Source organism: Spelaeicoccus albus (genome assembly GCF_013409065.1).
GTDB classification, from domain to species: Bacteria; Actinomycetota; Actinomycetes; order Actinomycetales; family Brevibacteriaceae; genus Spelaeicoccus; species Spelaeicoccus albus.
This window is the reverse complement of sequence record NZ_JACBZP010000001.1, coordinates 1,030,301-1,043,104: the sequence shown is the minus strand read 5'-3', so window position 1 is coordinate 1,043,104 and position 12,804 is coordinate 1,030,301. Positions and strand designations below refer to the sequence as shown.

Annotated in this window: 11 protein-coding genes; 8 read left to right on the top strand and 3 right to left on the bottom strand. The window is 64.2% G+C overall.

All coding sequences use genetic code 11. The features are described 5' to 3' along the window. The first annotated feature begins 5 nt into the window (after positions 1–5). From BJY26_RS04930 to BJY26_RS04900, 7 genes are all read left to right on the top strand, one after another. Entirely contained in the window at positions 6–932 is a 927-nt protein-coding gene (locus BJY26_RS04930) for a LysR family transcriptional regulator (RefSeq protein WP_179426189.1), read from the top strand. A 135-nt stretch (positions 933–1,067) separates the two neighbouring features. After that, positions 1,068–1,982, top strand: a complete 915-nt coding sequence (gene kdgD, locus BJY26_RS04925; RefSeq protein WP_179426187.1) for a 5-dehydro-4-deoxyglucarate dehydratase — start codon at positions 1,068–1,070, stop codon at positions 1,980–1,982. A gap of 13 nt (positions 1,983–1,995) precedes the next feature. After that, entirely contained in the window at positions 1,996–3,576 is a 1,581-nt protein-coding gene (locus BJY26_RS04920) for an aldehyde dehydrogenase (NADP(+)) (RefSeq protein ID WP_179426185.1), read from the top strand. Between the two features lie 10 nt (positions 3,577–3,586). Further along, positions 3,587–4,912: an enolase C-terminal domain-like protein gene (locus tag BJY26_RS04915; protein ID WP_179426183.1), complete on the top strand. Its 1,326-nt coding sequence runs from the start codon at positions 3,587–3,589 to the stop codon at positions 4,910–4,912. 104 nt (positions 4,913–5,016) lie between these two features. Next, positions 5,017–5,451 carry a nitroreductase family deazaflavin-dependent oxidoreductase gene (locus BJY26_RS04910; protein WP_179426181.1) on the top strand — a complete coding sequence of 145 codons (435 nt, stop codon included), beginning with the start codon at positions 5,017–5,019 and terminating at the stop codon, positions 5,449–5,451. A 179-nt stretch (positions 5,452–5,630) separates the two neighbouring features. Beyond that, positions 5,631–6,935, top strand: coding sequence for an inorganic phosphate transporter (locus BJY26_RS04905; protein WP_179426179.1), 1,305 nt, complete (start codon positions 5,631–5,633; stop codon positions 6,933–6,935). Further along, a complete protein-coding gene (locus tag BJY26_RS04900) occupies positions 6,932–7,216 on the top strand; it encodes a hypothetical protein (RefSeq protein ID WP_179426177.1) in 285 nt (94 codons plus the stop codon). The genes BJY26_RS04905 and BJY26_RS04900 overlap by 4 nt, the downstream gene beginning before the upstream one ends. Positions 7,217–7,247: 31 nt before the next feature. Here the strand turns inward: BJY26_RS04900 and BJY26_RS04895 are convergent, their stop codons facing one another. Genes BJY26_RS04895 through uxaC form a run of 3 tightly spaced genes read right to left on the bottom strand, consistent with a single transcriptional unit; the run spans position 7,248 to position 11,463 of the window. Continuing rightward, positions 7,248–8,786, bottom strand: a complete 1,539-nt coding sequence (locus BJY26_RS04895; RefSeq protein WP_179426175.1) for a UxaA family hydrolase — start codon at positions 8,784–8,786, stop codon at positions 7,248–7,250. Then, the gene (gene manD / locus BJY26_RS04890; RefSeq protein WP_179426173.1) at positions 8,783–10,009 is read right to left on the bottom strand and encodes a D-mannonate dehydratase ManD; all 1,227 of its coding nucleotides are present in this window, start codon (positions 10,007–10,009) and stop codon (positions 8,783–8,785) included. Before manD ends, BJY26_RS04895 begins: the two co-directional genes overlap by 4 nt. After that, positions 10,006–11,463, bottom strand: a complete 1,458-nt coding sequence (gene uxaC / locus BJY26_RS04885; RefSeq protein WP_179426171.1) for a glucuronate isomerase — start codon at positions 11,461–11,463, stop codon at positions 10,006–10,008. Before uxaC ends, manD begins: the two co-directional genes overlap by 4 nt. Before the next feature lie 274 nt (positions 11,464–11,737). On the opposite strand from uxaC, the gene BJY26_RS04880 reads away from it, so the two are divergent. Then, positions 11,738–12,778, top strand: coding sequence for a LacI family DNA-binding transcriptional regulator (locus BJY26_RS04880; RefSeq protein ID WP_237249096.1), 1,041 nt, complete (start codon positions 11,738–11,740; stop codon positions 12,776–12,778). Positions 12,779–12,804: the final 26 nt, after the last annotated feature.

The following is a 12,804-nucleotide window of genomic DNA, read 5'->3' as shown; positions in this document are numbered from 1 at the left end:
ACATCATGTACTCACTCGACCAGATCCGGTGTTTTGTGGCCGTCGCCGAAGAGCTGCACTTCGGCAGGGCGGCCGAGCGCCTTCGAATGACTCAGCCGCCGTTGAGCCGGCAAATCCAAAAGCTCGAGCATTCCATCGGCGTCACGCTGCTCGACCGCAACAATCGATCGGTCGCTCTCACGGCCGCCGGACGGGCATTCCTCACCGAAGCGCGGCGGCTACTCGTCACAGCCGACAACGCCCCCGACCTTGCCCGGCGCATTGCCCGCGGCGCATCCGGCACGGTGCGGATCGGCTTTACCGCCGTTTCGGCGTTCGGGGTGCTCGGGCCGCTGCTCGACACGATCGACGCGAATCTGCCGGACGTCGACATCGTGCTGCGCGAGCTCGTCACCAGCGAACAAATCGGTGCGCTCAGCCGGGCAGAGATCGACTTGGGGCTGGCACGGCCTCCACTTGACCGCGGCGAATTTGAAACAACACTGCTCTACCGTGAACCGCTCGTCCTTGTCGCGCACGAGCATCATCCACTCGTCCAACAGTCCGACCCCATCGACATCGACCAGCTGCACGGAGTCGAAATCGTCATGTATTCGCCCGTACAAGCACGCTACTTCTACGACCTCACGACATCCGTGTTTGCCGATGTCCGGCCGCGGTTCACCCAATACGTCACGCAGATCCACACGGTGATCGCCCTCGTTGCGGCCGGGCGCGGCGCCGCGCTGGTGCCAAAGTCGGCGGAAAATCTTGGCATGGCGGCCGTCCGGTATGTCCCGTTGACCGGCATCGATCCATCACCAGTCGAACTCCACGCCGTCTGGCGGCGCGAGGCAGACAACCCCGCGTTGCGTCGCATCATCGACCACATGTCGGAAATCGACCTCGACCAACCTCCGGGTCTCGACGCTGGCACCCCGGCCATCGAATAGTTTCTAAAGAGCATCAATCAATATAGAAATAATCTTGGACAAGCATCAGTCGCCGTTTCTAGGCTGGCGGTATCAGCATGCATCGGCGTCGCTGCGAACAACGCGACGTCCACTAACGATTAAGGAATCACCAGCGTGGCGCATCTCGACCCCCAAGAACTCGCAGGGCGACTCAAGACCGGTCTTCTTTCGTTCCCTGTCACACATTTCGACGACAGCCTCCAATTCGACGCGAGCGGCTACCGTGAGCACCTGTCCTGGCTTGCGGAATTCGACGTCGCCGGGCTGTTTGCCGCCGGAGGCACCGGCGAGGGCTTCTCGTTGTCGAGCGCCGAGATCAACACTGTCGTCACGACCGCCGTCTCGGAAATCGGCGGCACCTTGCCGGTCCTCGCCCCCGCAACGGGCGGCCGCGGCACTGCGATCGAACAGGCCCGCGCGGCTGATTCCGCCGGCGCCGACGGGATTCTGCTGATGCCGCCGTACCTGACCGAGGCGAGTCAACGCGGCTTGATCGAGCACGTCAGTGCCGTCTGCCGCAGCACCAACCTCGGTGTTGTCGTCTATAGCCGCGCCAACGCGATCCTCCACGACGCCGCAGTGGAAGAACTCGCCAGCCGCAACCCGAACCTCATCGGCTTCAAGGACGGCGTCGGCAACATTGAATCCATGGCGCGCATCTTTGCCCGGGTCGGCGACCGTCTGGCCTACGTCGGAGGTCTACCGACGGCCGAGACGTTTGCGCTCCCGTATCTTCAGCTGGGCTTCAACACGTATTCGTCGGCGATCTTCAACTTCGTCCCCGAGTTCGCCACCGACTTCTACCGCAATGTGCTCGCCGGCGACCGTGACACCGTGTACCAAAAACTTCGCGACTTCGTCATCCCCTACCTCGACATTCGGGACCGCAGCAAGGGCTACGCCGTATCGATCGTCAAGGCGGGTCTGACGGCGATCGGCCGCACCGCCGGGCCGGTACGTCCGCCACTGACCGACCTCACCGAGCACGATCTGACCGAACTGACAGCGCTGATCAATAAACTCAGCTAAGGAGACGCACTCTATGACTCTCACCGGAAAATCCCTCATCGCCGGGCACCCCGTCTTCGGTACGGCCGGCACCGTCAACGCGGTTAACCCCGCAACCGACGAACAGCTCGAACCCCGGTACGGCCTCGTGGACGAAGCCGCAGTTGCCGACGCGGCCGCGGCAGCAGCCGACGCATTCGACACATTCCGCCAGACGACGCCCGGGCGGCGAGCCGACTTCCTTGACCGAGCCGCCGACAACATCGACGCCGTCGGCGACGAACTGGTACCCCGCACCGTCGCCGAAACTGCACTGCCCGAAGCTGTCGTGCGGGGCGAGCTCGCCCGCACCACCAACCAGCTGAGGCTCTTTGCCACCATGCTGCGCGACGGTGGTGACTTCGCAGCGCGCATCGATCCGGCCAAGCCGGACCGGACTCCGGCACCACGCGTCGACATTCGGCAACGTCAGATCGCTATCGGGCCCGTTGCGGTATTCGGCGCCAGCAATTTCCCGCTGGCCTTCTCTACGGCAGGCGGTGACACGGCGTCCGCGCTTGCCGCCGGATGCCCGGTGATCGTCAAGGCGCACAGCGCGCATCCCGGATCGACCGAGCTCGTCGCCCGCGCCGTTTCCGACGCCGTCAGCGACGCCGGGCTGCCGGCCGGAGTGTTTTCGGCATTGTTCGGCTCCGGCCCCACCGTCGGGCAAGCTCTTGTCGCCGACCCGCGCATCCAGGCAGTCGGCTTCACCGGTTCCAGGTCCGGCGGGACGGCGCTGATGAAGACGGCCGCCGAACGCCCTTGCCCGATACCGGTGCACGCCGAAATGTCGAGCATCAACCCGGTCTTCGTTCTCCCGGCCGCACTTGCCGCCGATCCCGACGCACTGGCAGCCGAATTCGTGGCCTCGCTCACGACCCGCGCCGGCCAGTTGTGCACAAATCCGGGACTGCTCTTCGTACCGGCCACGCCGGACGGCGACGTCTTTGCCGATGCCGCGGCGAACGCCGTCCGCGGCGCCACCGGGCAGACGATGCTCACGCCCGGCATTCAAAGGGCCTACGCCAGCGGAAAGGCCGAGCTCGAAGGCCTCAGCGGAGTCGACCTACTCGCTGAGGGAACCGAGGGCGATGCCGCGAATTCTCCCGCTCCGGCGCTGTTCGGCACCACGAGCGAGACCTTCCGTGCCACTCCGCGATTGCAGGAGGAGGTGTTCGGAGCCGCATCCCTCATCGTGCGATACGCCGACATCGACGATGCCGTCGCCCTAGCCAAATCGCTCCAAGGCCAGCTCACGGCAACTATCCGATTTGCCGACGACGACCATGATGCTGCTGCCGCCCTCATGCCCGTTTTGGAACGCACAGTCGGACGGATCCTGTTCAACGGCTGGCCCACCGGTGTCGAGGTCGGGCATGCCATGGTGCACGGTGGGCCCTTCCCGGCCACCTCGGACTCGCGCACGACATCGGTCGGCACACTGGCAATCCGCCGATTCCAGCGCCCGGTCAGCTACCAGAACGTCCCGGAAGCATTGCTTCCGGACGCCGTCAAGCCCGGCAACCCGTGGAAGCTGCCGCGCACGGTTGACGGCCGCATCGAACTGCCGTAAGGAACTAGTCATGTCGAACTCCCCCACCATCACGGCGCTCGAGGTAGTTCCGGTCGCCGGCCGCGACAGTATGCTGCTCAATTTGAGCGGCGCGCACGGTCCATTCTTCACCCGCAACATCGCGATAATGACCGACAGCAACGGCAACACGGGCCTTGGCGAGGTACCCGGCGGTGAAGCGATCCGCTCGACCATCGAGCAGTCCGCCGAACTTCTGGTGGGCCGCCGGCTTGCCGAGTACAAACAGCTGCTCCGCCACGTGGCAGGCGAGTTCGCCGACCGCGATTCGGCCGGACGCGGCGTCCAGACTTTCGATTTGCGCACGACGGTGCACGCCGTGACCGCCGTCGAGTCGGCGATGCTCGACCTGCTCGGGCAGCATCTGGGCGTCCCGGTGGCCGAGCTGCTCGGTGATGGGCAGCAGCGCGACAGCGTCCGCATGCTCGGGTACCTGTTTTATGTGGGCGACAAGTCCAAGACGGATCTTCCGTACATCGACGAAAGCGGAACCGACGACTGGACCTCGCTGCGCAGGGCGGAGGCGCTCACCCCGGACACCGTGGTGCGGCTTGCCGAAGCGGCCGCCGACAGGTACGGATTCGAGGACTTCAAACTCAAAGGCGGCGTGCTGCCGGCTGACGAAGAGGCCGACGCGGTCACGGCGCTGGCACGGCGGTTCCCGGCAGCGCGCATCACGCTGGATCCCAACGGGGCGTGGCCGCTTGCCGAAGCGATCCGGGTGGGCCGGCGGCTGAGGGACGTGCTCGCGTACGCCGAGGACCCGTGCGGCCGCGAAGGCGTGTACTCCGGGCGTGAGGTCATGGCCGAGTTCCGCCGCGCGACCGGCCTGCCGACGGCCACCAATATGATCGCCACCGATTGGCGACAGCTGGCACACGCCGTCCGGAGCAACGCTGTCGACATTCCGCTGGCCGACCCGCATTTCTGGACGATGAACGGATCGGTCCGCGTCGCGCAGCTGTGCAACGATTTCGGGCTGACATGGGGATCGCATTCGAACAATCATTTCGACATTTCGCTTGCCATGTTCACGCAGGTCGGAGCCGCGGCCCCCGGCAACATCACCGCCCTGGACACGCATTGGATCTGGCAGGACGGGCAAGAGCTCACCAAGGATCCGTTCACGATCGCCGACGGCGCCATAGCGGTTCCGGACAGGCCCGGGCTCGGCATCGAACTCGACAGGAGCCGGCTCGAGGCTGCGCACCGGCTGTACCTCGAACACGGCCTCGGCGCGCGGGACGACGCCGCCGCCATGCAATTTCTCGTACCCGACTGGCAGTTCGACCCGAAACGGCCGGCGTTGGCACGATGAGTCCCGTTCCGCGCACGCGGAACACCGCAATATGGCGACGGCGACACCATACCGCCCGTGGACGCCCCATGACGGCATGGTTGTCGCAGGGCCATACTGGAGACATGACACTTGAAGGTGAATACGCACCGAGTCCGTCAAAGCGTGCCCGCGATCAGGTTGAGATCTACGAATCCTCCGGCGGCACCGAGGGCACGACCATGAGCGGGATGCCCGTCATCATTCTCACGACGGTGGGCGCTAAGACCGGGAAGATCCGCAAGACTCCACTGATGCGCGTTGAGCATGAGGGCGAGTACGCCGTCGTCGCGTCAATGGGCGGAGCGCCGAAGCATCCGGTTTGGTACTTCAACGTCAAGGCCGATCCCCAGGTCGAATTACAGGACAAGGCGGACAAGTGGAAAATGACTGCCCGCGAAGTCACCGGCGCCGAACGCGACGAATGGTGGCAGCGCGCCGTCGACGCGTTCCCGCCGTATGCCGACTACCAGGAGAAGACGGACCGGAAGATTCCCGTCTTCGTGCTCACCAAGGTTTAATCTCTCGCCGCCGTGTCGCCGAATAGGCCGTCCATGCGCGGCGCACCGGCCAAGTTGACCGCGAGACGCCCGGATGTAACCATCGAGTGGGCCGGTATCGTTGGCCATGCTGCGGTGGGAGAGCGTCCCGCCTCACGACGTCCGCTCCCTCCGGAAACCTAGGTGGAAGAACTACGCCGGTGGATCACATAACGATCATCGTTTCACTAGTCATCGCACTAGCGCTCTTTTTCGACTTCACAAACGGCTTCCACGACACGGCCAACGCCATGGCCACCCCAATCGCCACGGGCGCGATGAAGCCCAAGGTGGCGGTCGGCGTCGCGGCCGCGCTGAACCTGGTCGGCGCGTTCTTATCAACCGAAGTGGCAAAGACCGTCTCCGGCGGCATCATCCACGAGGGTAACGGCGGCATCAGCATTACGCCCGAGATGATCTTCGCCGGCCTCATCGGCGCCGTGATCTGGAACATGATCACGTGGCTGTTGGGCCTGCCGTCCAGTTCCTCTCACGCCTTATTCGGCGGGCTCATCGGCGCGGCCATCGTCGGAGCCGGGTTCAGCTCCGTCAACTATCTCGTCGTGGTCGACAAGGTCATCCTGCCGGCGCTGTTGGCGCCGCTCATTGCCGGACTCGTCGCGTTCATCAGCACCAAGCTTGCCTATTCGATCACGAGGCGTTCGGGCAGCCCGAACGGCCGCAGTACGTTCAAGCTCGGCCAAATCTTCTCATCCTCGCTTGTCGCGCTTTCGCACGGTACGAACGATGCGCAAAAGACCATGGGCGTCATCACGCTGGTCCTGATCTCCGGGGGCTTCCAGGCCGAGGGATCCGGCCCCCATATCTGGGTGATCGCGGCCTGCGCCTGCGCCATCGCTCTCGGCACCTACACCGGCGGCTGGCGCATCATCAAGACGCTTGGCACCGGTCTGACCGAGGTCAAGCCGGCGCAAGGCTTTGCGGCCGAGGTTTCGACGGCGTCCGCCGTGCTGGCCTCCAGCCACCTGGGCTTCGCGCTGTCGACGACCCAGGTTGCGTCCGGCTCGGTCATCGGCTCCGGCCTTGGACGCCGCGGTTCCAAGGTCCGCTGGAAAACCGCCGGACGCATTGGCTCGGGCTGGCTGCTCACCCTCCCGGCCGCCGCCATCGTCGGTGCCCTAGCCGCGGCTATCGCACACCTGGGAGTCCTCGGCGTGGTCACGGACGCCGTGCTGGGCGCGATAGTGGTCGGCGGTATCTTCCTGCGCTCGCACGTGCGCAAGCAGCGGCTTGAGAACCCGTCGGTCAGCCAGGTCGCGGCGGCCGGCGAAGCCGTCAAGATGCGCAAGAAGAAGAAAAAGAAGAAGAAGCAAGGCCGCAAGAACCGGCTGGCGTCCAAACCCAAGAAGAAAAAGAAAAAAGGCAAGAAGAAGACCCCGAAGTCCGGAAAGAACAAGTCGGGAAAGAACAAGTCGGGTAAGAAGGGGGCGAAGGCTAAGAAATGATCAATTGGACAGCGTTTCTCGTCGTCTTGGTCACATCGCTGATCGGCGCGGGCGTCATCGTGACGCTCTTCTCGATCGGCGTCCGGCTCCTCGCCACCCCCAGCCAAAAGCCGGACGCCGCACGGCAGCAAGCTCCGGACGAGGATGCCGACGAATCCGGCCGGGTCACCACCTATGCCCGCCGCCCGCCGGCCGCCACGGTCGGCGCGTACGTCTGCTTCGGACTGTGCGGCGTCGGCGTGCTCTTTGCCGTCTACTTGATAGTGCCCCTCTTCCACTGACGCCGACGGGCACCTTAACGGCGCGCGCGGATCAGGTGACTGTGCCGAGCTGCCAGGGCTGGAACTCGTCCTGGCCCAGGTCGAGTTCTTCGCTGACGGTCCGCCGGCCCGACGCGACTTCCAGAACACAATCGAAAATGCGCCGTCCGGCTTCGTCCACGGACTCCGAGCCGTCGACGATACCGCCGCAATTCAGGTCCATGTCTTCGCGCATCCGAGCGTACAGATCGCTGTTCGTGGCAAGTTTGATGCTGGGCGAAGGCTTGCACCCCAACACCGATCCTCGCCCGGTCGTAAAGCACACGATGTTCGCGCCGCCGGCCACGATGCCGGTGACCGACACGGGGTCGTAGCCGGGCGTGTCCATGAAGTGCAGCCCCCGCGCGGTGACGGGCTCGGCATAAGCGAGGACGTCGACAAGTTCGGCACTGCCGGATTTGGCAATGGCTCCGAGCGATTTTTCCAAGATCGTGGTGAGACCACCCGCTTTATTGCCCGGCGACGGGTTATTGTCGAGGCTGCCGCCTCCGGCCGCGGCGTATTCCTTCCACCACTCGATCCGCTTCAGCAGCTTTCGCCCGACCTCGGGGCTCACGGCCCGGCGCGTCAGCAGTTGTTCGGCTCCGAAGACCTCGGGCGTCTCGGCGAGAATGGACGTGCCGCCGTAGGCCACCAGCAGATCCGAGGCCACCCCCAGTGCGGGGTTCGCCGTGATTCCCGAATAGCCGTCCGATCCCCCGCAGTTCAGTCCGAGCGTCAGTTCGGACACGTCGACGCTTTCGCGCTGGAGGTCGTTAACGGGGCCGAGCATCTTTTCGATCGCGGCCACGCCGGCCCGTACGGTTTTACGGATTCCGCCGGTTTCTTGGATCGTCATCGTCTCGATCAGCGTGGATTCCGGCAGAGTCGTCGGATCGACGATTCGATCGGCCTGGAGCATTTCACAACCGAGGCCGAGTACCAACAACCCGGCCATATTGGGATGAGCCGCGTAGCCGCGCAACGTCCGCGTGAGCACGTCGGCGCCATCGCTGCCGGATACGAGCCCGCATCCGCTTCCGTGCGTGAGCGCGACGACGCCGTCCACGTGCGTGTACTCGTCCAGCGCGGATCCGCGAAACTGATCGGCGATCATCTTGGCGGTGCCGGCCGAGCAATTCACCGAGGTGAGGATGCCGATGTAGTTGCGCGTGCCGACCTTGCCGTCAGCGCGCCGGTAGCCGTCGAAGGTCGGTCGTCGCCCTTCGGGCACCGGCAGCGTGCGCCGTGCCGTCCCGAATTCGTAGTCGCTCTCGGGGTCGGTCATGGTCAGGTTGTGGATATGTACGTGGTCGCCGGGTTTGATATCGGCGGATGCGACGCCGATCACGACTCCGTATTTGCTCACCGTGTCGCCGGCCGACACGGGCGTGATCGCCAGTTTGTGTCCGCGGGGAACCGACGAGCGCACTTCCACGCGGCCACGGCCGGGCACGGAGACGGTTTCGCCCAGCCGGATATCACGACTCGCCACGACTACCTCGTCACCGCCGTCGAGCCGGATGACATCGATGGCGTCGGCCGCGCTCACCAGTCGTGCACCGTACCGTCGAGTAGGCGGTTGACCGGCAGATACGCCGGTGTATAGTCGAATTTCTCCGCCGCCGCGTCGTCGTATTCGACGCCGAGGCCCGGCGTCTCGCCCGGGTCGAGCAACCCGTCGGAGAACGTGTAGCTGGTGTGAAAGACATCCAACGTGTCGCGTGAGTGCTTCATGTATTCCTGTATCCCGAAGTTGTGCAAGGCGATTCCGAGATGCAGGTGCGCGGCCTGGCCGACCGGTGAGATGTCCGTAGGGCCATGGAAGCCGGACTTGATCTGATAAATGTTCGCAAAATCCATGATCTTCTTCAGCGCAGTGATCCCGCCGGCATGAGTGACGGCCGACCGGACGTAATCGATGAGTTGCTCGGTGATCAGCGTTTGGTAGTCAAACACCGAGTTGAACACCTCGCCGATGGCCAGCGGCGTCGTCGTTTGCGAGCGCACGCGGCGCAGCCCTTCCTGATTCTCCGCCGGCGTGCAGTCCTCGAGCCAGAACAAGTCGTACGGCTCGAGGCTTTTCCCGAGCGCTGCCGCCTGATTCGGCGTCATCCGGTGGTGGCCGTCGTGGAGCAACGGCAGCTCCGGCCCGAACTCGTTGCGGACGGCTTCGAAAACTGTTGGCACGTGCCGCAGGTACGCGCGCGTGTCCCACGTTTCCTCGGTCGGCACGGCCGTGCGTCCCGCCGGCTCGTAATCGTAACGCTGCCCGGCTCGCTGATCGGACGCGACGCCGTAGACCTGTCCCAGCCCCGGCACGCCGGTTTGCACGCGAATCGCCCTGAACCCCTCGTCGAGATGATTGCGGATCGACTGGAACAACGCATCCGTCGTCGTCCCCGACGCGTGCCCGTACGCCAGCGCACCACGCCTCGACCGGCCGCCCAGAAGCTGATAAAGCGGCATTCCGGCGACACGTGCCTTGATGTCCCATAACGCCATGTCGACTGCTGCAATGGCCGCCATGGTGATGGGGCCGCGACGCCAATACGCACCCCGGTACAAGTACTGCCACGTGTCCTCAATACGCGCCTCATCGCGTCCGTCAAGCAGCGGGACGACGTGATCGCGCAGGTAGGATGCCACGGCGAGCTCTCGCCCGTTCACCGTTGCGTCCCCGAGGCCGACGACGCCGTCGGACGTCGTGATTCTCAGCGTGACGAAGTTGCGGCCGGGGCTCGTGATCAGAACTTCGGCGGATCGAATACTCATGCGTTCCTTTCGTGACGCGCGTACGCATGGCGCGGCAAATTGTAGGTGAGGTCGATGGCGGTTTCGCAGGCTTCGTCCGGCCCCAACCGGCCCTCGGCCACGAGCTTTCCCAGGTAGCCGGCGTCGATGCGCCGAGCAAGATCGTGCCGAGCCGGGATCGACGCGAACGCTCTCGTATCGTCAACGAAGCCGCTGGTGTTGTAGAAGCCGGCGGTCTCGATGGCCGATTCCCGGAACCGGCGCATTTGCTCGGGACTGTCGAGGAACCACCAGGGGGCGCCGAGACGCAAGGACGGATACGCTCCGGCCAATGGCGCCAGCTCGCGCGAATAGACCGTCTCATCGGTCGTGAACACTATGCACCGGAAGTCGTGGCTGAGTCCGAATTCTTCGAGCATGGGCTGCAGCGACCTCGTGAATTCGACGCGCGTTGGAATGTCGAATCCCTTGTCGGCGCCATACTTCTCGTGTATTCGAGCGTTATGATTCCGCAGCACGCCGGGATGCAGTTGCATGACGAGACCGTCGTCCGTCGACATCCTTGCCATTTCGAAAAGCATGTGCGCACTGAACGCATCGGCTTCGGCTGCTGTTGCCTCGCCGCGCAATGCCGCCGTATAGATCCGCTCGGCCTCGGTGCGGGCCAATGGCGTGGTGTCGGCGCTCACATGCCCATGGTCGGTGGCTCTGGCTCCCGCCGCGACGAATGCCCGTCGACGCTGTTCGAGCGCACGGATGTATCCGGCGTAATCGTCGGTCGCGATACCGGACACTTCGGCCAATTGCGCGATCTCCTTGGCCCAGGACTGGTGGCGCACGTGCAACAGTGAATCCGGGCGGAAGGTGGGGACGATGCGGTCCGGGCCGAGCGTGCGGGCCAGCTCGGCGTGCGAGTCGAGTTCCGCCAACGCCGAATCCGTCGTTGCCAGAATTTCCACGTTCATTGAATCCAGCAGTGCGAGGGGACGGAATTCGGGACGGGCCAACGCGGCTGTCAGCTCGTCGTACAGGTCGTCGGCGTTCTCCGCCGACGGAGGCGCCGAGAGGCCGAACACTTCAGCAAACTCGTGCTCGAGCCAGTACCGCGTCGGCGTGCCCCGGAATAGTCTCCAATTCTCGCAGAACCGCCGCCAAATCACTCGACTGTCCGTCTCGACGTCGGAAGCCTCCGCACCGGCGACCGTCCCGCCGTTGTCCGTGAAGGGAACCCCGAGCTCGGCGGGCGTATACCCCTGCGACACAAGCATCCGCACCAAGTAGTGATCGGGAACGATCAGCAGGTCCGCCGGGTTCCGGAAAGGCTTGTTAGCCGCAAACAGGTCGACGTCGACGTGTCCGTGCATGGAGACCAACGGCAACGAAGCGATCTCGTCGTAAATGGCGCGTGCCTGTTTTCGGATCTCGGCATCGGCAGGGAGCGCCCGGTCGGGATCGAGTCGCCAATTTTCGGACATGGATTCCTCTCCACAAGGCGACGTGTCGAGCACGCCGAAGGCCTCAAAAATGAAACAAATTGCAAACGCTGGCATTTTCAATATGCCCGAGTTCTGCACTTTAGACAAGCGTAATCTTGCAGTTCTATGCGGGTGACTCGGTCTAATACAGTGTTCCACATCACATTTTATAACGGTTCGGTAACAGACATTGACGTACTTTTGCAAACGATTGCATGCTGTGAAGCACGACTGAACCCGGCCGTCGCCACCACGGCGAACTCGGGCGGAGGCCGTGAACGACGACGTAGGCATACTCGGCAATGGAGTGGAGGCACCGATGGCGGGATCGATCACGGTTCGCGACGTGGCGAAAGCCGCCGGCGTCTCCGCCTCGACGGTCTCTCGAGCCCTGGCTGCCAATTCGGTTGTCGCAGCCGAGACCCGGGAGAGAATCATCAATGTCGCCCGGCAGCTCGGGTACCGGCCCAACCATGCGGCGCGCGGACTCATTACGGGCCGCACGCACAATATCGGCCTGGTCATCCCGGACCTGGAAAACCCGTACTTCGCTTCGGTGACCAAGGGCGTGCAAAGCCGGGCGCTGACCGAAGGATATTCGGTGTTCATCGCCGACTCGGACGAGGACGCTCGAGCCGAGCTCGAACTCGTACGCAAGCTCTCCAAGCAGGTGGACGGGCTCATCCTGTGCTCGGCGCGCATGTCGGATGCCGATATCGCTTCGGTCGCCGACGATACGACGATGGTCCTGATCAATCGGGAATGGGGGGATCTGACCTCGGTCGTCGTCGACGACTCCGAGATCATCCGACAAGCGCTGGAACATCTTTACGCACTCGGACACCGGCACATCGCGTACGCCGGAGGCCCGTCGACGTCGTGGTCGAACCGAAAGCGGTGGGCCGGCATCGAAGCGGTCCAGCCGAAACTCGAAGGGCTGACCATCAGCCCGCTCGGGTCGTTCGCCCCGGTGTTCGGGGGCGGGCAGTCCGCCGCCGACGTCGCGGTCGCCTCGGGCGCGACGGCCGTGCTCGCCTATAACGACCTGATGGGGTTGGGGATTCTCGCCCGGCTGGCAACACGCGGGATCGACGTGCCGGGCGACATGAGCGTCATGGGCATCGACGACGTCAACGTCGCCACTCTCGTGTCACCGGGCCTGACCACCGTCAGATCCCCGTTGACGAAGATCGGGCGCTCGGCCGTCAACGCCCTCATCGACTTGATCGAACCGACCGACAGACACAACAGCATCGAAGATTTACCGGTTCAACTCGTGGTCCGACAATCGACGTCGGTACCGCGCTCCAGATAGCTCCTTGTTCGCTGTGCGGGTCCGCC

What these genes read in the sequence shown, in the direction of transcription:
- BJY26_RS04930 (WP_179426189.1), top strand. Translation starts at nt 6, where the DNA reads ATGTACTCACTCGACCAGATCCGGTGTTTTGTGGCCGTCGCCGAAGAG.
- BJY26_RS04910 (WP_179426181.1), top strand. Translation starts at nt 5,017, where the DNA reads ATGACACTTGAAGGTGAATACGCACCGAGTCCGTCAAAGCGTGCCCGC.
- uxaC (WP_179426171.1), bottom strand. Translation starts at nt 11,463, where the DNA reads ATGTCCGAAAATTGGCGACTCGATCCCGACCGGGCGCTCCCTGCCGAT.
- BJY26_RS04900 (WP_179426177.1), top strand. Translation starts at nt 6,932, where the DNA reads ATGATCAATTGGACAGCGTTTCTCGTCGTCTTGGTCACATCGCTGATC.
- manD (WP_179426173.1), bottom strand. Translation starts at nt 10,009, where the DNA reads ATGAGTATTCGATCCGCCGAAGTTCTGATCACGAGCCCCGGCCGCAAC.
- BJY26_RS04915 (WP_179426183.1), top strand. Translation starts at nt 3,587, where the DNA reads ATGTCGAACTCCCCCACCATCACGGCGCTCGAGGTAGTTCCGGTCGCC.
- BJY26_RS04920 (WP_179426185.1), top strand. Translation starts at nt 1,996, where the DNA reads ATGACTCTCACCGGAAAATCCCTCATCGCCGGGCACCCCGTCTTCGGT.